Genomic DNA, 21,703 nt, shown 5'->3' on the forward strand with positions numbered 1-21,703 from the left:
GCCTTGGCAGGGTTTTTTTTCGTCTTTAACTCAGCTTTTACGGCAGATATCGTTGCGCGTCAGGCCGATATCACGCAATTGCGCATCGCTTAGTTGAGACAATATCTGTCGGGTTTCACGCCGGGCGCGCCACTGTCTCATTGCGCGGCGTGCGCCACGAAAAAGATCCAGTAACGTTACATCAAATGGTCTTGCCGCACGGTTTTGATCGAATTCCATTTTTACTGCCCTCAGTAAGATGTCTGAGTGTCATTTTCCAATTGTTGTGCGCTTCAATACAGATTCAAAAAACACTTATCTTTAACATACAGATTGCGCCAGACAGGATCTGAATGGTAAAAATGCAGTCTATCTGTACTGGTAAATTGATGTGGATGATTCAGTGAGGCATACGATGACGCGATATCAGCATTTGGCTTGCTTGCTCTCAGATCGTATTGAGCAAGGATTATACCGTGGTGGTGAACGCTTACCGTCGGTGCGAACACTGAGTATTGAACATGGCGTCAGTATCAGTACCGTGCAACAGGCATACCATCTCCTGGAAGAGAAACAGTTAATCGTGCCACAGCCACGTTCAGGCTATTTCGTCGCCACGCGTAAAGCCACGCCACCCGTCCCCGCGTTAACTCGCCCAGTACAGCGACCTGTTGAGATCACCCAGTGGGAATCTGTATTGGAGTTATTAAGCAGCCGCAGCAGCGGTAACGTGTTGCAATTAGGTAGCGGGATGCCAGATCTGACCCAGCCGACACTGAAGCCATTATGGAAAATTCAGAGCCGAATGGCGCAGAAGCAGGATCTTGGACAGCTCAATTATGACAGTCTGTTGGGGGTTGAGGCTTTGCGTGAGCAGGTCGCGCGCTTAACTATCGACAGCGGCTGTCAGCTCACCGCAGAGGATATAGTGATCACCACGGGCTGCCATGAAGCACTGTCCGTGTCGATCCGCGCGGTGTGTGAGCCGGGTGATATCATCGCCGTTGAGTCTCCTACTTTCCATGGCACGATGCAGACACTGCGCGGCCTCGGTATTCGTGCCATTGAGATCCCTACCGATTCGGTGACGGGCATTAGCCTCGAAGCCCTGGAACTGGCATTCGAGCAGTGGCCAATTAAGGCCGTGGTGGTGGTGCCAAATTGCAATAATCCACTTGGATTTATCATGCCTGAGGCGCGCAAGCGTGCACTGCTGGCATTGGCCCAACGCTTTGATGCCGCGATCATTGAAGACGATGTCTATGGTGAGTTGGCATGGGAGTATCCACGCCCCATCACCATCAAATCTTTGGACATGGACGGCCGGGTGTTGCTGTGTAGCTCATTCTCTAAGACGCTGGCGCCCGGGTTACGTGTTGGCTGGGTGGCACCTGGACGCTACCGCGATCGCGTTTTGCATATGAAATATATCGGCACTGGCTCTACAGCCACGCAGCCACAATATGCGGTGGCGGAATTTATTCGTCTTGGCCACTATGGGCCGCATTTACGCCGGATGCGTCAGGTTTATCAGCGCAACTACGAGACCTTCAACTGCTGGGTTCGCCACTATTTCCCCTGTGGTATTTGTGTCTCGCGCCCGCAGGGTAGTTTCCTTATGTGGATTGAATTGCCCGAAGCCTTTGATGCGGTTCGGCTTAACACCGAACTGCGCGCGTTGAACATTCAGGTTGCTGTCGGATCGCTGTTTTCCGCCTCGGGCAAGTATCGTAACTGCTTGCGCCTCAACTATGGTTTGCCCATCAATGAGCAAACTGAACAGGCCATCGCCCGGCTTGGCGCCGCGGTGGAGAAGGCCATGCAGGCCTGTCATATCGAAACGGAGCAGGCTTCCTCTCTGACTGATTAAAGTGGAAAGGCAGGGCTGGAGAGAGAGGTAGACCAGCCCTGGCCCACTGCAAGCGACAGTGGGCAGGCACACTTTAGCGTGACCGGAAAAACACGCCAGCCCGCAGTTGGCAGGGCGCGCGTGAGATTCCAGCCAATTTAGCGCGTTTGCAGACTGTTACAGCGCTTCTGCAGGCTGGGTTCCAGCTTCAACCAGTGCCAGCAGTTCCTGGGTTGCCTGACGCCAGTCAGCGGCCTGAGTAATGGCACTCACCACGGCCACACTTCCAACCCCCGTAGCCAAGACTTCAGGCACACGCGCTAGCGAAATACCGCCGATCGCCACGGTCGGTATATCCTGCAACCGCGCCAGATGGCGTTTAAGTTCGACAACACCCTGCGGTGCTGAAGGCATATCTTTGGTTTGCGTTGGATAGATATGACCTAACGCGATATACGATGGACGCAGCGCCAGCGCGCGATCTAACTCGGCATCGTCATGAGTCGACAACCCCAGTCGCAATCCTGCCTGGCGAATGGCATCCAGATTGGCCACGTCCAAATCCTCCTGACCAAGATGCACGCCGTAAGCGTTGTATTTGATCGCTAATCGCCAGTAATCGTTGATAAACAGGCGAGCACGATACTGCTTGCCCAACGCAATCGCTTCACGCACAGCATCTTCTACTTCATGATCCTGGCAATCTTTGATGCGCAACTGGATGGTGCGAACGCCGGCCTCCAGTAAGCGCGCAATCCACTCTACGCTATCGACAACAGGGTACAGCCCCAGTTTGGGGGCTGTGGCTGGAAAGGCGTCGGTCATACTTTTTCCTCTTTAAGGGCATCGGCGGCGTGATAAAGCTCGCCACCACGGCTACGGAAGGCATCCGACATCTGCGCCATGCCGATTTCAATCGGCTGGGCTTCTGCCTGCTGACGAGCAGCATATTCACGCACTTCCTGGGTAATTTTCATCGAACAGAATTTCGGACCGCACATTGAGCAGAAGTGAGCCACTTTGCCCGATTCCTGCGGTAATGTCTCATCGTGATAGGCACGCGCGGTATGTGGATCGAGCGCCAGATTGAACTGATCTTCCCAGCGGAATTCGAAGCGCGCTTTCGACATGGCGTTATCGCGGATCTGCGCGCCGGGATGGCCTTTGGCCAGATCGGCGGCATGCGCGGCGATCTTGTAGGTGATCAGTCCCTGCTTCACATCTTCTTTATTCGGCAAACCGAGGTGCTCTTTCGGAGTGACGTAGCACAGCATGGCGCAGCCAAACCAACCAATCATTGCGGCACCGATGCCGGAGGTGAAATGATCGTAACCGGGTGCGATGTCGGTGGTGAGTGGGCCGAGCGTGTAGAACGGCGCTTCGTGGCAGTGCTCTAGCTGTTCGGTCATGTTGCGGCGAATCATCTGCATCGGCACATGGCCTGGACCTTCAATCATTACTTGAACATCGTATTCCCAGGCAATTTTGGTCAGCTCACCTAGCGTGTGCAATTCGGCAAACTGGGCTTCATCATTGGCGTCCTGAATCGATCCGGGACGCAGGCCATCGCCGAGTGAGAGTGCCACATCATAAGCGGCGCAGATCTCACAGATCTCACGGAAGTGGAGGTAGAGGAAACTTTCCTGATGATGTGACAGGCACCACTTCGCCATTATCGACCCACCGCGTGAGACTATGCCGGTCAGGCGTTTGGCGGTCATCGGCACATAGCGCAGCAGTACTCCGGCGTGAATAGTGAAGTAATCAACTCCCTGTTCGGCTTGCTCCAGCAACGTATCGCGGAAGATTTCCCAGTTAAGGTCTTCCGCCACGCCGTTCACTTTCTCCAGCGCCTGATAAATAGGTACTGTGCCAATCGGCACCGGGCTATTACGTAAAATCCACTCGCGCGTTTCATGGATATAGCGGCCTGTGGAGAGGTCCATCACCGTATCGGCGCCCCAGCGTGTTGACCACACCAGCTTCTCAACTTCCTCCTCAATGGATGAACTCACCGCCGAGTTACCGATATTGGCATTCACCTTCACCAGGAAATTTCGGCCAATGATCATCGGCTCGGATTCGGGGTGGTTGATATTGGAGGGGATGATGGCGCGACCGCTGGCGACTTCCTGACGAACAAATTCGGCGGTGATATTTTCTGGCAGATTGGCGCCAAAGCTGTGTCCTGGATGCTGTTGTAGCAATACTTCACCGCGAATACGCTCACGCCCCATATTTTCCCGCACCGCGATGAACTCCATCTCCGGCGTGATAATGCCCCGGCGTGCGTAATGCAATTGTGTGACGCAGCGGCCGGCTTTGGCACGACGCGGCTGCGGCAACTGCTCGAAACGCAGGTGATCCAGCCCTTCGTCGGCTAAGCGCTGTTGGGTGTAATGCGAGCTCAGCTGGTGGATGGTTTCGCTATCATCGCGTTCTGCTATCCAGTTAGCACGTAGCCTGGCTAATCCCTGATGAACATCAATGGTGGCTGCGGGATCGCCATAAGCGCCCGCCGTGTCATACACCGGGACCGGTTCATTCTGTTCATACTGAGGGTGATCTTTGCTACCGCCGATGTGTGTCGGGCTGAGCTGAATTTCGCGCATCGGCACACGGATATCCGAACGGCTGCCAGTAATCCAGATACGTTTTGAATTGGGGAATGCGGTGCCTTGCAGCGAATCGATAAATTCCTGCGCTTGTGCGCGTTGTTCACGACGAGAAGTTTTAGCAACAGACATAGCAAGTTTCCTGAATGAAGGGGAAGTTGCTTGTCCAGAGTTCGGAAGGAGTAACAGGGGCGATGCGGGGCGCCAGCATGCACCGTTCTGATAATGTCTACTCTTGTTCCCTTCGCAGGTACTAACCTGATCAGGTTCCGCGGATCCCGAATAAACGGTCTCAGCCCCTTAGGGCACTCCGACAAGGTAATGTTTTACGATAATCGCAAAACGTAGGCTCTCATTTGGTTAAAGAGACAATAAAAAAGCCCATTCAGCATAAGAGGGCTTTTTCGGAATAACAAGTTTTTTACATAGTGCGAGTTTAAGCGGGGCGAGCCATATTGCTTTCATTGGCGACTGGCGGGCGCGCCAGCTGGTTATCCCAGGCTAGTTGCACCAGCTTATCTTCCAGCGTGAAGCGTGACTCCAGCACTTCACCCACTTCGGACAACGCCTTTTGGAATTCAACACAGTTATCGTCATTGATCGCCTGCTGTAGATGGCTGTCATACAGTTGCATCATGCGATCGGTATTCGCTTCCAAAGCCGGATAGATTTGTGCCGCCGCAATGAGTGGGCTGTCTCCTTCCATCTCGCTGATAATACGTTCATAAATACTGAAATGACCGGTTGAAAGGTAATCCACCAGACTGTGGCAAAATGCATCCAACGCCTGTTCATCCAGCGCACTGAGCGCCTCTTTATTGGGCTTCATGCCGATTAATGCGTAATAGCTGACAAGCAACTGTCGGCGCGCGCGCAGCCACGCGTCGACTAATTCATTACCGCCACTTACACGCCTGGCCAGGTCATCTAACTGGGTAAGCATATGGGGCTCCGGGTGAGTTATAGTTATCCATTACACACTTAACATCAGGATTTCAGCGTGCCATTCGACGCTAAGGACAACGAATAAGATGCAACGTGAGATCTCAAGCGTAGACGCTGGCTGGTGGATTGTCAGCCATGAACAAAAACTTTGGTTACCGCAAGGCGAGCTGCCGCATGGCTTATCCGGCGATTTTGGCCTGACAGGAAAGACCGCGATATTAATTGGTGAGTGGCAGGCTGAAAATGTCTGGCTGATACGAGAATCACGCCCGGATAATATGGGCTCTGTTCGCCAGCTAATCGACGAAGATGTTGGGCTTTTCCAGATGGTTGGGCGCGGTGTTCAACTGGCGGAGTTTTACCGATCCCATCGCTGGTGCGGCTACTGCGGACACGAAATGCACCTCAGTAAACGTGAGTTTGCCTGCCTGTGTCACCATTGCCGCGAGCGCTATTATCCGCAGATCGCGCCGTGCATTATCGTGGCTATTCGCCGAGGCGATGAGATCCTGCTGGCTAACCATGCGCGCCATCGCAACAGCATTTACACAGTATTGGCTGGCTTTGTTGAAGTAGGGGAAACGCTGGAACAGGCCGTGGCGCGTGAGGTGATGGAAGAGAGCAACGTACGGGTGAAAAATGTCCGCTATGTCACCTCGCAGCCGTGGCCCTTCCCGCACTCCTTAATGATGGCATTTATGGCCGAGTATGAAGGCGGAGACTTGCAACACGATGGCAAAGAGTTGCTGGATGCTGGCTGGTATCGTTATGACGATCTGCCGCTACTCCCGCCGCCGGGTACGGTGGCACGACGGTTGATTGAAGATACCGTTGCCCTGTGTCGCGCCAGCGCGCCGTGAAAATGCTACACTGGCGGCCTTAGCATGAGAGAGCCCATTATGAGTGAACTGAAGAACGATCGTTATCTGCGCGCCCTGTTACGTCAGCCGGTAGATGTCACCCCGGTATGGATGATGCGACAAGCCGGGCGCTATTTGCCGGAGTATAAAGCCACGCGTGCTGAAGCCGGTGATTTTATGTCGCTGTGTAAGAATGCCGAGCTGGCGTGCGAAGTCACCTTGCAGCCGCTGCGTCGCTATGCGCTGGATGCAGCGATCCTCTTCAGCGATATCCTGACAATTCCTGATGCGATGGGACTGGGGCTCTACTTTGAAACGGGTGAAGGCCCGCGTTTCTCAAATCCTATTACATGCCGCGCAGATGTTGATAAGTTGCCGATTCCGGATCCAGAGGACGAGCTGGCTTATGTGATGAATGCGGTACGCACCATTCGCCATAACCTGAAAGGCGAAGTGCCGCTGATCGGCTTCTCTGGCAGCCCATGGACGCTGGCGACCTACATGGTCGAAGGCGGCAGCAGCAAAGCTTTCACCAAAATCAAAAAGATGATGTATGCCGAGCCGCAAACTCTGCATAAGCTGCTGGATAAGCTGGCTGACAGCGTCATTCTTTACCTGAACGCGCAGATTAAAGCGGGTGCACAGTCGATTATGGTCTTCGACACCTGGGGCGGCGTGCTGACAGGTCGCGACTACCGTGAGTTCTCGCTCTACTACATGCACAAAATCGTTGATAGCGTGCTACACGAGAACGAAGGTCGCCGCGTGCCGATTACACTGTTCACCAAAGGCGGTGGTCAATGGCTGGAAGCTATCGCGGCCACCGGATGTGATGCCCTGGGTCTGGACTGGAGCACCGATATCGCCGATGCCCGTCGTCGTGTAGGTGACAAAGTGGCGCTGCAGGGCAACATGGATCCATCCATGCTGTATGCACCGCCAGCACGTATCGAGCAGGAAGTGGCCACCATTCTGGAAGGCTTCGGTGCGGGTGAAGGCCACGTCTTCAACCTGGGCCATGGCATCCATCAGGATGTGCCGCCAGAACATGCCGGTGCATTCGTGGAAGCCGTGCATCGTCTGTCACGCCCTTACCATCAGGGCTAAGCATGGATTTAGCCGCGCTGCGAGCCGAACAGCTTCAACGCGCTGCTGACGTGGTGCGGCAGGATGATTTTGACGTCCTGCCGCCTCGTTTTATCGCCGGTGCGGACGTCGGTTTTGAGCAGGAAGGCGCCATTACCCGCGCGGCGCTAATCGTGCTGGAGTACCCCTCATTGCAGCTGGTGGAGCATCGCATTGCGCGTATCGAAACCACCATGCCGTACATCCCTGGTTTTTTGTCCTTTCGCGAAGTACCCGCACTCCTCGCCGCCTGGCAACAGCTCACTCATCAGCCTGATCTCCTGTTTGTTGACGGTCAGGGTATTGCTCATCCGCGACGGCTCGGGGTGGCTGCCCATTTCGGTTTATTGGTGGATGTGCCCACTATTGGCGTGGCTAAGAAACGGCTGTGTGGTCGGTTTGCCGAGCTAAGCGGGGAACCGGGGAGTCGTCAGCCGCTAATGGATAAAGGTGAGCAGATTGGCTGGGTGTGGCGCAGTAAAGCGCGCTGTAACCCGCTGTTTGTCTCAACGGGGCATAGAATCAGCCTGGAGAGTGCGCTGCATTGGGTGGAATTATGTACGTCGGGCTATCGCCTGCCCGAACCCACACGCTGGGCCGATGCGGTTGCCTCAGGTCGACCGACATTTCTACGTTGGCAAAATGCGCGTTAACGCTGTTTGCGCGCGGCTTTTGCGGTACACTGCCGCCAGCTAACCTATTGAGAGTAAGTTTGATGTTACAGAACCCCGTCCATTTGCGTCTGGCGAAGCTGGAAAGCTGGCAGCATATGACCTTCATGGCCTGTCTGTGCGAGCGGATGTTCCCCAACTATTGGGCCTTCTGTCAGCAGACCGAATTTGCCGATCCGCAGCTCTATCGCCGCATCCTTGATCTTGTCTGGGAGAGCCTGACGGTTAAAGACGCTAAGATTAACTTCGATAGCCAACTGGAAAAGCTGGAATCAGCGATTCCGAATGGCGATGATTTTGATATCTACGGTGTCCATCCAGCGATCGATGCCTGTGTTGCGTTGAGCGAAGTTGTGCATGCACAACTCAGCGGCGAAACTCTGGAGCACGCGATCGAAGTCAGCCGCACCTCGATCACCACCGTCGCTATCCTTGAAATGACGCAGGCCGGTCGTGAAATGACCGATGAAGAGCTGCGTGAAAATCAGGCGGTGATTGATGAATGGGATATGCAGTGGGAGATTTTCCGCCTGCTGGCAGACTGCGAAGAGCGCGACCTTGAGCTGATTAAGGGGTTACGTTCTGACCTGCGCGAAGCGGGAATCAGTAACATCGGTATACTTTTTCAGCAATAAGGCGATAAAACGTGACTTCAGGCCTGAATTACCGCGCCTGGAGGCTTCACATCAGCCCCCTGTCTGGTCTACATTTGGGGGGCTGAAAATTGTGGCTATCTTTGCGTGCAGGTTGAAGAGTGCCAGAATATGGCTTTTCCCTCGCACTCGTTGCTTAGCAAGCGATAAATACACTTTAAGGATAACTTATGAACAAGACTCAACTGATTGATGTGATCGCAGAGAAAGCTGACCTGTCAAAAACCCAGGCTAAAGCTGCGCTGGAATCTACCCTGGCTGCGATCACTGAGTCTCTGAAAGAAGGTGATGCTGTACAACTGGTTGGTTTTGGTACTTTTAAAGTGAACCACCGCGCTGAGCGTACCGGTCGCAACCCACAGACTGGCAACGAGATCAAAATCGCTGCAGCTAACGTGCCAGCGTTCGTCTCTGGTAAAGCTCTGAAAGACGCAGTTAAGTAAGTTTTCCGCATCGCGGTTTAAGCTTTAAAAGAGGGGCGACATCGCCCCTTTTTGTTATCGGGGCCTGTCATGCTGAACACGATTACTCAGCGCGTCTGCGCCCTGTTACTCGGTGCGCTACTCGCGGGCTGTAGTTCCACTCACGATCTTCCTGCCTTTACGGCGAGCGGTTATCTGGCCGATCGCGGCACTGTGCGCATCTGGCGTAAGAACAGTGATCATCAAGCTGTCCATCTGCGTACCGTTTATACCCCCTTCAATGGCGATGCCATGGAAACCACTGACTACAACTGGCAGCAGAACAAACTGATCAGCGTTGAGCGCAGTGTGGCAGGCGAGCAACCGGATGATGTGACGTTACGCTTCGACCATCTCGGTAATCTCAACTTCATGCAACGCCAGCTGGCGGGGCGTCGCGAAGCGGTGAGTGGTGACACGGTGGAACTCTACCGGTTTGATGCACAACGTATGCTGGAGCAAAGTAATGCATTGCTAAGTGGCCGAGTATTGCTGAAGCAGGGACATTGGCTGGGAGCAACACAGATACGCGACTGTGATGGCAAAGTAGTTAATGCACCGTTTGATAGCGGAATGATTGCCACGTTATCCCAGCAGCAGCGAAGCCAGCCACAACCGTTAATGGTGTCGTGGTTGGAGGCGCCTGAAGGCGTGCAGTTGCTGCGGGCGACGCCAGAGGATGAATGCAGCTGGCAGCCGAAAGAGAGTGATTTCTGAAGCGGAAAAAATTAAGGGGCACTCAGAGTGCCCCTTGTTGATTACTTGCGGTTAATCGCGCGGTAACCAATATCCTTGCGGCAGAAGCTGCCTTCCCAGGAAATATGCTTAGCCAGCGCATAAGCATTCTTCTGCGCGGCTGCCACATCTTCACCCAGTGCGGTCACGCACAGCACGCGCCCACCGTTAGTCACCACCACATCATCTTTCATCGTGGTGCCCGCATGGAACACTTTGCCATCCGGCACTTCTTCCAGTGGCAGGCCGTGGATCTGGTCGCCGGTATTGTAATCCGCCGGATAACCGCCTGCAGCCAGCACGACACCCAGTGACGGACGTGGATCCCACTGCGAGGTTTGTTGATCCAGTTTGCCATCCACCGCGGACAGACAAAGCTCAACCAGATCTGATTGCAGACGCATCATGATCGGCTGGGTTTCTGGATCGCCAAATCGGCAGTTGAATTCGATCACTTTCGGCTGACCAGCTTTATCGATCATCAGACCGGCATAAAGGAAACCGGTATAGGTGTTGCCTTCCGCTTTCATACCATTGACGGTTGGCCAGATAATCTGATCCATCACTCGCTGGTGGATCTCATCCGTTACCACCGGGGCAGGTGAGTAAGCGCCCATGCCGCCGGTGTTTGGACCGGTATCGCCATCGCCAACACGCTTATGATCCTGGCTGGTGGCCATTGGCAACACGTTGTCGCCATCTACCATTACGATGAAGCTGGCTTCTTCGCCGTCGAGGAACTCTTCAATGACAATTCGATGGCCTGCATCGCCGAAAGCGTTGCCTGCCAGCATGTCCTGCACGGCGGCTTCCGCTTCAGCCAGTTCCATCGCCACGATAACGCCTTTGCCCGCTGCTAAACCGTCAGCTTTAATGACGATCGGTGCGCCTTTCTCGCGCAGGTAAGCCAGGGCGGGTTCGACCTCGGTAAAGTTCTGGTATTCAGCGGTAGGGATCTGCTGGCGCGCCAGGAAATCTTTGGTGAAGGCTTTTGATCCTTCCAGCTGTGCAGCCGCCTGGGTTGGGCCAAAGATTTTCAGGCCGGCAGCGCGGAACGCATCGACCACGCCAATCACCAGCGGCGCTTCCGGGCCGACGATGGTCAGATCGATATTCTCTTGCTGAGCAAACGCCAACAGGGCAGGCACGTCGGTTGGGCTGATCGCTACATTTTGCAATGCGGGCTCCAGTGCGGTACCAGCGTTACCCGGAGCCACAAAGACGGTCTCAGCTAAAGGAGACTGTGCCGCTTTCCATGCCAGCGCGTGTTCACGTCCGCCATTACCAATCACTAAAATTTTCATCTATTACAGCTCCAGGCTATTAATGGCGGAAGTGACGCATGTCGGTGAAGATCATCGCAATGCCGTGTTCATCAGCGGCGGCAATCACTTCATCATCACGGATAGAACCACCTGGTTGAATCACACAGCTGATACCCACGGCAGCAGCCGCGTCGATACCATCGCGGAACGGGAAGAAAGCATCAGATGCCATAGCAGAACCTTTTACTTCTAAACCTTCATCACCTGCTTTAATACCGGCAATTTTGGCAGAGTAAACACGGCTCATCTGGCCCGCGCCAATGCCGATAGTCATGTTGTCACGTGCATAGACAATCGCATTGGACTTCACGAACTTGGCCACTTTCCAGCAGAACAGCGCATCACGTAATTCCTGCTCGCTTGGCTGGCGCTTAGTCACCACTCGTAACTGGCTGGCATCAACCATGCCCAGATCGCGATCCTGCACCAGTACGCCACCGTTCACACGTTTGAAATCCAGTGCGGCGACTCGACCCTGCCACTGACCGCACACCAGTACGCGTACGTTTTGTTTCGCTGCGGTGACTTTCAATGCCGCTTCGCTAGCGGAAGGGGCGATGATCACTTCCACGAACTGACGGCTAATGATTGCCTGTGCAGTGGCTTCGTCTAATTCACGGTTGAAAGCTATGATGCCGCCGAAAGCTGAGGTTGGGTCGGTTTTGTAAGCGCGCTCGTAGGCATCCAGAATCGAACCGCCCACTGCTACGCCGCACGGGTTGGCGTGTTTCACAATCACGCAAGCCGCTTCATCAAACTCTTTCACACACTCAAGCGCAGCATCGGTATCGGCGATGTTGTTGTAAGAGAGTGCTTTGCCCTGAACCTGCTGTGCAGTAGCAACAGAAGCTTCCGCCACATTCTCTTCTATATAGAAGGCAGCGTCCTGATGGCTGTTCTCGCCGTAGCGCATATCCTGCTTCTTAATGAAGTTGAGATTCAGCGTACGAGGGAAACGGCCGGCAGGCTCTTTGCTGTCAGTGTGGTAAGCCGGCACCAGGCTACCGAAGTAATTGGCAATCATGCTGTCATACGCTGCGGTGTGTTCGAAGGCTTTGATCGCCAGATCGAAACGGGTGTCCAGAGTCAGGGAGTTTTCGTTGGCGTCCAGCTCGGCGATGATGGCCTCGTAGTCGCTGCTCTTCACCACAATAGCCACGTCTTTGTGGTTCTTGGCGGCGGAGCGCACCATGGTTGGGCCACCGATATCGATATTCTCTACCGCGTCTGCCAGTGAGCAGTCGGGTTTAGCGACGGTCTGGGCGAAGGGATAGAGGTTAACCACCACCATGTCGATTGGGCTGATAGCGTGCTCAGACATGATCGCATCATCGGTGCCGCGACGGCCCAAAATACCGCCATGCACTTTCGGGTGCAGCGTTTTGACGCGTCCATCCATCATTTCCGGGAAACCGGTGTAGTCAGAAACTTCAGTGACGGGCAGGCCCGCATCTGCCAGCAGGCGAGCAGTACCACCTGTGGAGAGCAGCTCAACACCACGACTGGAGAGTGCCTGAGCAAATTCGAGGATACCGGCTTTATCAGAAACACTGAGCAGAGCGCGGCGTACTGGACGACGTTGTTGCATGGTGGTTTTATCCCTTGGCTTTGTTTCGCATAAATAAGAGCGTTACATCAAGCTTAGCGTTTCTTTCTATATAGAAGAGAGCGCTTGCTTCATGTAACGCCCCAAAAGGGGCATCCTTGACGTCGCCGGGCATTGTAGCGAAAACGTTTGCGTGATGCTCGCCTAAATTCATCTACGCCGATGAATGTGGATAACACTGTGTGTAAGTGGGTATAAGGCGGGGTTTTGCTGTGGAATGCAGCGAACGGTTGTTTTTATTGAATTTAGCGGTTGCGCGCTGCGAACAACTCCCTATAATGCGCATCCATCGAGACGGCACAACGGTTTACGGAGTGCGGTGTTGACAGGAAGCTTCAATAAGAACTTCCGCCAGATGAAAAACGCTGAAAAAAGTGTTTGACTCTGAAGGAGGAAAGCGTAATATACGCCACCTCGCAACAGCAGCTTAAGGCGCTGATTGCACCGCTCTTTAACAATTTATCAGACAATCTGTGTGGGCACTCGCAGGATTGATATCAGCGTCTCCGGACGTAAAAAATATCAAGTCTCACGAGTGAACACATAATGAAATTCATTATGACGTTTTACAGATGAGCATCGCTGAACTTGTTTCAGCAAATCAAACTTAAATTGAAGAGTTTGATCATGGCTCAGATTGAACGCTGGCGGCAGGCCTAACACATGCAAGTCGAACGGTAGCACAGAGGAGCTTGCTCCTTGGGTGACGAGTGGCGGACGGGTGAGTAATGTCTGGGAAACTGCCCGATGGAGGGGGATAACTACTGGAAACGGTAGCTAATACCGCATAACGTCTTCGGACCAAAGTGGGGGACCTTCGGGCCTCACACCATCGGATGTGCCCAGATGGGATTAGCTAGTAGGTGGGGTAATGGCTCACCTAGGCGACGATCCCTAGCTGGTCTGAGAGGATGACCAGCCACACTGGAACTGAGACACGGTCCAGACTCCTACGGGAGGCAGCAGTGGGGAATATTGCACAATGGGCGCAAGCCTGATGCAGCCATGCCGCGTGTATGAAGAAGGCCTTCGGGTTGTAAAGTACTTTCAGTGGGGAGGAAGGCGTTAAGGTTAATAACCTTGGCGATTGACGTTACCCGCAGAAGAAGCACCGGCTAACTCCGTGCCAGCAGCCGCGGTAATACGGAGGGTGCAAGCGTTAATCGGAATTACTGGGCGTAAAGCGCACGCAGGCGGTCTGTCAAGTCGGATGTGAAATCCCCGGGCTCAACCTGGGAACTGCATTCGAAACTGGCAGGCTAGAGTCTTGTAGAGGGGGGTAGAATTCCAGGTGTAGCGGTGAAATGCGTAGAGATCTGGAGGAATACCGGTGGCGAAGGCGGCCCCCTGGACAAAGACTGACGCTCAGGTGCGAAAGCGTGGGGAGCAAACAGGATTAGATACCCTGGTAGTCCACGCCGTAAACGATGTCGACTTGGAGGTTGTTCCCTTGAGGAGTGGCTTCCGGAGCTAACGCGTTAAGTCGACCGCCTGGGGAGTACGGCCGCAAGGTTAAAACTCAAATGAATTGACGGGGGCCCGCACAAGCGGTGGAGCATGTGGTTTAATTCGATGCAACGCGAAGAACCTTACCTACTCTTGACATCCAGAGAACTTAGCAGAGATGCTTTGGTGCCTTCGGGAACTCTGAGACAGGTGCTGCATGGCTGTCGTCAGCTCGTGTTGTGAAATGTTGGGTTAAGTCCCGCAACGAGCGCAACCCTTATCCTTTGTTGCCAGCGGTTCGGCCGGGAACTCAAAGGAGACTGCCAGTGATAAACTGGAGGAAGGTGGGGATGACGTCAAGTCATCATGGCCCTTACGAGTAGGGCTACACACGTGCTACAATGGCGCATACAAAGAGAAGCGACCTCGCGAGAGCAAGCGGACCTCATAAAGTGCGTCGTAGTCCGGATCGGAGTCTGCAACTCGACTCCGTGAAGTCGGAATCGCTAGTAATCGTAGATCAGAATGCTACGGTGAATACGTTCCCGGGCCTTGTACACACCGCCCGTCACACCATGGGAGTGGGTTGCAAAAGAAGTAGGTAGCTTAACCTTCGGGAGGGCGCTTACCACTTTGTGATTCATGACTGGGGTGAAGTCGTAACAAGGTAACCGTAGGGGAACCTGCGGTTGGATCACCTCCTTACCTGAAGATACCTTCCCGCGCAGTGCTCACACAGATTGTCTGATAGAAAAGTAATGAGCAAGACGGCTGCGAAGTCGTGACACTATCGTGTCCCCTTCGTCTAGCGGTTAGGACTCCGCCCTTTCACGGCGGCAACAGGGGTTCGAATCCCCTAGGGGACGCCACTTGCTTGGTGACAGGTGAAAGGTGTCTCCACGAAATATCTCAAAACTGACGGTAACGTCGAGTTTGAGATATTGCTCTTTAACAATCCGGAACAAGCTGAAAATTGAAACGACACGTCGCGTTCATTCTCCGTAATAAGAATGAATAAACGATGTGTTCGAGTCTCTCAAATGCTTGCAGTCTGCAGCGTTGTAAAACGCCTGTGGGTTGTGAGGTTAAGCGACTAAGCGTACACGGTGGATGCCCTGGCAGTCAGAGGCGATGAAGGACGTGCTAATCTGCGTAAAGCGTCGGTAAGGTGATATGAACCGCTACAGCCGACGATGTCCGAATGGGGAAACCCGGTGCACTCTGTGCATCATCGCAACATGAATACATAGTGTTGCGAGGCGAACCTGGGGAACTGAAACATCTAAGTACCCAGAGGAAAAGAAATCAACCGAGATTCCCCCAGTAGCGGCGAGCGAACGGGGAACAGCCCAGAACCTGAATCAGTTTGTGCATTAGTGGAAGCGTCTGGAAAGTCGCAGGGTACAGGGTGATACTCCCGTACACAAAAATGCACTTACTGTGAGTTCGAAGAGTAGGGCGGGACACGTGGTATCCTGTCTGAATATGGGGGGACCATCCTCCAAGGCTAAATACTCCTGACTGACCGATAGTGAACCAGTACCGTGAGGGAAAGGCGAAAAGAACCCCGGCGAGGGGAGTGAAACAGAACCTGAAACCGTGTACGTACAAGCAGTGGGAGCCTCTTTTATGGGGTGACTGCGTACCTTTTGTATAATGGGTCAGCGACTTATATTCTGTAGCAAGGTTAACCGTATAGGGGAGCCGCAGGGAAACCGAGTCTTAACTGGGCGTTAAGTTGCAGGGTATAGACCCGAAACCCGGTGATCTAGCCATGGGCAGGTTGAAGGTTGGGTAACACTAACTGGAGGACCGAACCGACTAATGTTGAAAAATTAGCGGATGACTTGTGGCTGGGGGTGAAAGGCCAATCAAACCGGGAGATAGCTGGTTCTCCCCGAAAGCTATTTAGGTAGCGCCTCGTGAACTCATCTTCGGGGGTAGAGCACTGTTTCGGCTAGGGGGCCATCCCGGCTTACCAACCCGATGCAAACTGCGAATACCGAAGAATGTTATCACGGGAGACACACGGCGGGTGCTAACGTCCGTCGTGAAGAGGGAAACAACCCAGACCGCCAGCTAAGGTCCCAAAGTCATGGTTAAGTGGGAAACGATGTGGGAAGGCACAGACAGCCAGGATGTTGGCTTAGAAGCAGCCATCATTTAAAGAAAGCGTAATAGCTCACTGGTCGAGTCGGCCTGCGCGGAAGATGTAACGGGGCTAAACCATGCACCGAAGCTGCGGCAGCGACGCGTATGCGTTGTTGGGTAGGGGAGCGTTCTGTAAGCCGTTGAAGGTGGCCTGTGAGGGTTGCTGGAGGTATCAGAAGTGCGAATGCTGACATAAGTAACGATAAAGCGGGTGAAAAGCCCGCTCGCCGGAAGACCAAGGGTTCCTGTTCAACGTTAATCGGAGCAGGGTGAGTCGACCCCTAAGGCGAGGCTGAAAAGCGTAGTCGATGGGAAGCAGGTTAATATTCCTGCACTTGGTGTTACTGCGAAGGGGGGACGGAGAAGGCTAGGTTATCCGGGCGACGGTTGTCCCGGTTTAAGCATGTAGGCGGAGAGTTTAGGTAAATCCGGACTCTTATTAACGCTGAGGTGTGATGACGAGCCACTACGGTGGTGAAGTAACTGATGCCCTGCTTCCAGGAAAAGCCTCTAAGCTCCAGGTAACACGAAATCGTACCCCAAACCGACACAGGTGGTCAGGTAGAGAATACCAAGGCGCTTGAGAGAACTCGGGTGAAGGAACTAGGCAAAATGGTGCCGTAACTTCGGGAGAAGGCACGCTGGCGCGTAGGTGAAGGGACTTGCTCCCCGAGCTGAAGCCAGTCGAAGATACCAGCTGGCTGCAACTGTTTATTAAAAACACAGCACTGTGCAAACACGAAAGTGGACGTATACGGTGTGACGCCTGCCCGGTGCCGGAAGGTTAATTGATGGGGTTATCCGCAAGGAGAAGCTCTTGATCGAAGCCCCGGTAAACGGCGGCCGTAACTATAACGGTCCTAAGGTAGCGAAATTCCTTGTCGGGTAAGTTCCGACCTGCACGAATGGCGTAATGATGGCCAGGCTGTCTCCACCCGAGACTCAGTGAAATTGAAATCGCTGTGAAGATGCAGTGTACCCGCGGCAAGACGGAAAGACCCCGTGAACCTTTACTATAGCTTGACACTGAACATTGAGCCTTGATGTGTAGGATAGGTGGGAGGCTTTGAAGCGTGGACGCCAGTCTGCGTGGAGCCAACCTTGAAATACCACCCTTTAATGTTTGATGTTCTAACGTAGGCCCGTGATCCGGGCTGCGGACAGTGTCTGGTGGGTAGTTTGACTGGGGCGGTCTCCTCCTAAAGAGTAACGGAGGAGCACGAAGGTTGGCTAATCCTGGTCGGACATCAGGAGGTTAGTGCAATGGCATAAGCCAGCTTGACTGCGAGAGTGACGGCTCGAGCAGGTGCGAAAGCAGGTCATAGTGATCCGGTGGTTCTGAATGGAAGGGCCATCGCTCAACGGATAAAAGGTACTCCGGGGATAACAGGCTGATACCGCCCAAGAGTTCATATCGACGGCGGTGTTTGGCACCTCGATGTCGGCTCATCACATCCTGGGGCTGAAGTAGGTCCCAAGGGTACGGCTGTTCGCCGTTTAAAGTGGTACGCGAGCTGGGTTTAGAACGTCGTGAGACAGTTCGGTCCCTATCTGCCGTGGGCGCTGGAGAATTGAGGGGGGTTGCTCCTAGTACGAGAGGACCGGAGTGAACGCACCACTGGTGTTCGGGTTGTCATGCCAATGGCATTGCCCGGTAGCTAAGTGCGGAAAAGATAAGTGCTGAAAGCATCTAAGCACGAAACTTGCCCCGAGATGAGTTCTCCCTGACTCCTTGAGAGTCCTGAAGGGACGTTGAAGACTACGACGTTGATAGGCCGGATGTGTAAGTGCAGCGATGCATTGAGCTAACCGGTACTAATGACCCGTGAGGCTTAACCTTACAACGCCAGAGGCGTTTTTTGAGAGACGCAGTAGATTTTCAGCTTGTTCAGAGATTGGTTCGCGTGGTTACGGAAGTAACGGCGCGGATGAAACAGAATTTGCCTGGCGGCTTTAGCGCGGTGGTCCCACCTGACCCCATGCCGAACTCAGAAGTGAAACGCCGTAGCGCCGATGGTAGTGTGGGGTCTCCCCATGCGAGAGTAGGGAACTGCCAGGCATTAATTAAGTGAAGAAGCCCTGAACAGTAGTTCAGGGCTTTTTTACGTCTGCACATTGGCAAAATCCCCGCCAAAAGCCACGAAAACATCCCACCCGTGACTAACTGACGGGTAAAAACCGCTAAATGTGCTGCGAAAAAAGATAGAATTGATCAGTTAAGCCTCCCATTTTTCCTCTTAAACGCTGTCATTACGCCTCATCTATATGCAAAAAACGCATAGAAAACCGCGTTAGTTGCGCAAAGATGCGGCATAAATAACCGAGTCAGACCTCCAAATCATGCTTTAAACTGAAACATTTTCATAAACTGCATGAAGACTCGACATTCAGTAGATGCCAGGATAACCTCGGGCATCTGGATGTCTAAACGTTTATACGGTTATCAGTAAGAGGTCAGTCAGTTATGCCAATCAGAATCCCCGACGAATTACCGGCAGTTAATTTTTTGCGTAATGAGAACGTGTTCGTCATGGCCTCATCGCGCGCCAGTGTTCAGGAGATTCGTCCGCTAAAAGTATTGATCCTCAATCTGATGCCAAAAAAGATCGAAACGGAAAATCAGTTCTTACGCCTGCTGTCCAACTCGCCACTGCAGATTGACGTGCAGTTGCTACGGATCGACAGTCGTGAGTCACGGAATACGCCAAGCGAACATCTCAATAACTTCTACTGCAACTTCGAAGATATTGAGTACGATAATTTCGATGGTCTGATCGTTACAGGTGCCCCGCTGGGATTGGTGGATTTCAATGACGTGGCATACTGGCCACAGATTCAGCGTGTGCTGCACTGGGCGAAAGAACACGTCACATCCACTCTGTTTGTCTGTTGGGCGGTGCAAGCCGCACTGAACATTCTGTATGGCATTCCAAAACAGACGCGTCAGAACAAACTTTCAGGTGTGTATGAACATCAAATCCTGCATCCTCACGCCTTGTTAACCCGAGGATTTGATGACAATTTTCTCGCTCCGCATTCGCGTTATGCTGATTTCCCGAGCCAGTTAATTCGCGACTATACCGATCTTGAGCTGTTTGCTGAATCAGAGGCCACCGGGGCTTATCTGATGGCGAGCAAAGACAAGCGCCTGGCGTTTGTCACCGGCCATCCTGAGTACGACGCACTAACGCTATCCGGTGAATATCATCGTGATTATGATGCAGGGCTGCATCCTGAAGTGCCGTTTAACTACTTTCCTCAGGACAATCCAGAACTGCCGCCGCGTGCTACCTGGCGCAGCCACGGTAATCTGCTGTTCTCAAACTGGCTAAACTATTACGTTTACCAGATCACACCGTTCGATCTCCGTCGTATGAACCCAACGCTCGAATAAACTAAAAGCTCGCAAATATCTCCTCGAACTTGCCGTGACAGCCTCGTGTTGTCGCGGCATTTTTTTTGATCTCTTGCGATGATGTGGAAGTTATTGCCTTTAATTCGAGACTTTAAATTACATATTTATCAATGTTATAAACTGCAATAACCATAAAAATGGAAATAGTTTTTGAAAACAAAATAAAAATCATTATGCTCTGATCTTGCCGGTTAAAAATTACCCTACACCCGGATCCCAGAAATTGGGGACGGATCATAACAGGAGCAGCCCGCATGACAGATTCAGTTATCCACAATACGCTGACCTTCACTCAGCCCTTTACCCACGCGGAAAAGCAGCTGCTCACCCCGGAAGCCATCGACTTCCTGCATACGCTGGTTGCGCGTTTTGCACCGGAACGCGAGCGCCTGTTAAAAGCACGTCAGCAGCGCCAGCAGCGTTACGATCAGGGTGCCTTACCAGACTTTGATTCGGAAACTACTTCCATTCGTGAGCGTAACTGGCAGGTGCGCCCAATTCCACAACTGCTGCGCGACCGTCGTGTAGAGATCACCGGCCCGCCGGATCGTAAAATGGTGATCAACGCGCTGAATGCTAACGTCAACGTATTCATGGCCGATTTCGAGGATTCACTGGCCCCGACCTGGCAGAAATTGATGGATGGCCAGCTGACACTGCGCGATGCGGTTAACGGCACGCTGAGCTTCACCAGTGAGGCGGGCAAAATCTATCAGCTGAAATCCGATCCCGCGCTAATGATGTGTCGCGTACGTGGCCTGCATCTGAATGAAAAACACGTTGAGTGGCGCGATCGTGCCATTCCCGGCGGGCTGTTTGATTTTGCGCTTTACCTGTTCCACAACGTTGAGGCACTGCTGGAAAAGGGGCATGGCCCTTGGTTCTATCTGCCAAAAACCGAGCATGCGTCTGAAGTGGCGTGGTGGCGTGAGATCTTCCGCTTTAGCGAAGATCGCTTCGATCTGCCGCGCGGGACCATCAAAGCCACAGTGCTGATCGAAACGCTGCCGGCAGTATTCCAGATGGACGAGATCCTGTGGGAATTGCGCGATCACGTGGTGGGACTGAATTGCGGCCGCTGGGATTACATCTTCAGCTACATCAAAACCCTGGCGCAGCACGGCGATCGTATCCTGCCAGATCGTCAACAAATCAGCATGGATCAACCCTTTCTCGATGCTTATTCGCGGCTGCTGATCAAAACCTGCCACCGTCGCGGCGCATTGGCGATGGGCGGCATGTCCGCGCTGATCCCGAGCAAAGATGCCGAACGCAACGCGTGGGTGATGCAGAAAGTACAGGAAGATAAAGCGCGTGAGGCGGGCAATGGGCACGATGGCACCTGGGTAGCACATCCGGGTCTGGCCGATATCGCGATGGCAGAATTTGATCGTCAGCTAGCCGACCAGCCTAATCAGCTGCATGTCAGTCGCGATCAGGATGGCCCGATTACCGCCGAGCGCCTACTGCGCCCTTGTCGAGGTCTGCGCACAGAGGCCGGTATGCGCGCCAACATTCGCGTGGCGTTGCAATATCTCGAAGCCTGGATCGGTGGCAATGGCTGCGTGCCGATTGACGGATTGATGGAGGATGCCGCTACGGCGGAAATTGCCCGCACCTCCATCTGGCAGTGGATCCACCACAAGCAGATCCTCAGCGATGGCCAACTGGTGACCGCCGAACTGTTTGAGCGGCTACTCGATGAAGAGATGCTGGCCCTGCAACAAACGCTGGGCGAGGAGCGCTTCCGTAGTGGGCGCTTTGCCGATGCCGCCGCGCTGATGGCGCAAATAACCACTGATGACGAACTGGTTTCTTTCCTCACTCTGCCGGGCTACCGCCTGCTGCCATGAACCTGGAGAACACG

Annotated in this window: 15 protein-coding genes, 1 tRNA gene, 3 rRNA genes and 1 riboswitch; of the genes, 13 read left to right on the plus strand and 6 right to left on the minus strand. The window is 53.5% G+C overall.

Annotation, left to right across the window (positions count from 1 at the left end; genetic code table 11):
• Positions 1-30: 30 nt before the first annotated feature.
• Complete coding sequence (locus ACXI0A_RS02675) at positions 31-219, minus strand: DUF1127 domain-containing protein (protein WP_224935559.1); 189 nt, start codon at positions 217-219, stop codon at positions 31-33.
• Between the two features lie 175 nt (positions 220-394).
• Between ACXI0A_RS02675 and ACXI0A_RS02680 the strand changes: the two genes are divergently transcribed.
• Positions 395-1,849: an aminotransferase class I/II-fold pyridoxal phosphate-dependent enzyme gene (locus tag ACXI0A_RS02680; RefSeq protein ID WP_476150500.1), complete on the plus strand. Its 1,455-nt coding sequence runs from the start codon at positions 395-397 to the stop codon at positions 1,847-1,849.
• A gap of 156 nt (positions 1,850-2,005) precedes the next feature.
• Here ACXI0A_RS02680 and thiE read toward each other — a convergent pair whose 3' ends face one another.
• The 3 genes from thiE to rsd all read right to left on the minus strand — a co-directional run bounded on the left by thiE (position 2,006) and on the right by rsd (position 5,386).
• On the minus strand, positions 2,006-2,653 hold the full coding sequence (gene thiE / locus ACXI0A_RS02685; RefSeq protein ID WP_224935555.1) for a thiamine phosphate synthase: 648 nt from the start codon (positions 2,651-2,653) through the stop codon (positions 2,006-2,008).
• On the minus strand, positions 2,650-4,575 hold the full coding sequence (thiC, locus tag ACXI0A_RS02690; protein WP_476150498.1) for a phosphomethylpyrimidine synthase ThiC: 1,926 nt from the start codon (positions 4,573-4,575) through the stop codon (positions 2,650-2,652). Before thiC ends, thiE begins: the two co-directional genes overlap by 4 nt.
• A gap of 90 nt (positions 4,576-4,665) precedes the next feature.
• A riboswitch (TPP riboswitch) is annotated at positions 4,666-4,766 on the minus strand.
• 113 nt (positions 4,767-4,879) lie between these two features.
• On the minus strand, positions 4,880-5,386 hold the full coding sequence (rsd, locus tag ACXI0A_RS02695) for a sigma D regulator (RefSeq protein ID WP_224935551.1): 507 nt from the start codon (positions 5,384-5,386) through the stop codon (positions 4,880-4,882).
• An 88-nt stretch (positions 5,387-5,474) separates the two neighbouring features.
• Between rsd and nudC the strand changes: the two genes are divergently transcribed.
• The 6 genes from nudC to ACXI0A_RS02725 all read left to right on the plus strand — a co-directional run bounded on the left by nudC (position 5,475) and on the right by ACXI0A_RS02725 (position 9,875).
• Complete coding sequence (nudC, locus tag ACXI0A_RS02700; protein ID WP_476150496.1) at positions 5,475-6,248, plus strand: NAD(+) diphosphatase; 774 nt, start codon at positions 5,475-5,477, stop codon at positions 6,246-6,248.
• 39 nt (positions 6,249-6,287) lie between these two features.
• Positions 6,288-7,355, plus strand: coding sequence for a uroporphyrinogen decarboxylase (hemE, locus tag ACXI0A_RS02705; RefSeq protein WP_224935547.1), 1,068 nt, complete (start codon positions 6,288-6,290; stop codon positions 7,353-7,355).
• A gap of 2 nt (positions 7,356-7,357) precedes the next feature.
• Positions 7,358-8,026, plus strand: a complete 669-nt coding sequence (nfi, locus tag ACXI0A_RS02710) for a deoxyribonuclease V (RefSeq protein ID WP_476150494.1) — start codon at positions 7,358-7,360, stop codon at positions 8,024-8,026.
• Between the two features lie 62 nt (positions 8,027-8,088).
• Positions 8,089-8,679: a YjaG family protein gene (locus ACXI0A_RS02715; RefSeq protein ID WP_224935543.1), complete on the plus strand. Its 591-nt coding sequence runs from the start codon at positions 8,089-8,091 to the stop codon at positions 8,677-8,679.
• Positions 8,680-8,867: 188 nt separating this feature from the next.
• A complete protein-coding gene (hupA, locus tag ACXI0A_RS02720) occupies positions 8,868-9,140 on the plus strand; it encodes a nucleoid-associated protein HU-alpha (RefSeq protein WP_084938308.1) in 273 nt (90 codons plus the stop codon).
• 69 nt (positions 9,141-9,209) lie between these two features.
• The gene (locus ACXI0A_RS02725) at positions 9,210-9,875 is read left to right on the plus strand and encodes a DUF1481 domain-containing protein (protein WP_476150492.1); all 666 of its coding nucleotides are present in this window, start codon (positions 9,210-9,212) and stop codon (positions 9,873-9,875) included.
• 41 nt (positions 9,876-9,916) lie between these two features.
• Here ACXI0A_RS02725 and purD read toward each other — a convergent pair whose 3' ends face one another.
• Positions 9,917-11,197, minus strand: a complete 1,281-nt coding sequence (purD, locus tag ACXI0A_RS02730; RefSeq protein WP_224935539.1) for a phosphoribosylamine--glycine ligase — start codon at positions 11,195-11,197, stop codon at positions 9,917-9,919.
• A 19-nt stretch (positions 11,198-11,216) separates the two neighbouring features.
• Complete coding sequence (gene purH / locus ACXI0A_RS02735) at positions 11,217-12,806, minus strand: bifunctional phosphoribosylaminoimidazolecarboxamide formyltransferase/IMP cyclohydrolase (RefSeq protein WP_224935537.1); 1,590 nt, start codon at positions 12,804-12,806, stop codon at positions 11,217-11,219.
• Between the two features lie 627 nt (positions 12,807-13,433).
• Here purH and ACXI0A_RS02740 point away from each other — a divergent pair.
• The 6 genes from ACXI0A_RS02740 (at position 13,434) to aceB (ending at position 21,689) form a co-directional block, all read left to right on the plus strand.
• A 16S ribosomal RNA gene (locus tag ACXI0A_RS02740) occupies positions 13,434-14,975 on the plus strand.
• An 89-nt stretch (positions 14,976-15,064) separates the two neighbouring features.
• Positions 15,065-15,139 (plus strand) — tRNA-Glu (locus tag ACXI0A_RS02745).
• A gap of 214 nt (positions 15,140-15,353) precedes the next feature.
• Positions 15,354-18,261, plus strand: a 23S ribosomal RNA gene (locus ACXI0A_RS02750).
• Positions 18,262-18,364: 103 nt separating this feature from the next.
• A 5S ribosomal RNA gene (gene rrf / locus ACXI0A_RS02755) occupies positions 18,365-18,480 on the plus strand.
• The 16S, 23S and 5S rRNA genes sit together here with 1 tRNA gene alongside, the layout of an rRNA operon.
• 405 nt (positions 18,481-18,885) lie before the next feature.
• The gene (gene metA, locus ACXI0A_RS02760; protein WP_476150490.1) at positions 18,886-19,815 is read left to right on the plus strand and encodes a homoserine O-succinyltransferase MetA; all 930 of its coding nucleotides are present in this window, start codon (positions 18,886-18,888) and stop codon (positions 19,813-19,815) included.
• A gap of 275 nt (positions 19,816-20,090) precedes the next feature.
• Positions 20,091-21,689: a malate synthase A gene (gene aceB / locus ACXI0A_RS02765; RefSeq protein WP_476150488.1), complete on the plus strand. Its 1,599-nt coding sequence runs from the start codon at positions 20,091-20,093 to the stop codon at positions 21,687-21,689.
• The last annotated feature ends 14 nt before the right edge of the window (positions 21,690-21,703 follow it).

It is taken from the genome of Pantoea sp. C1E2 (assembly GCF_056491465.1).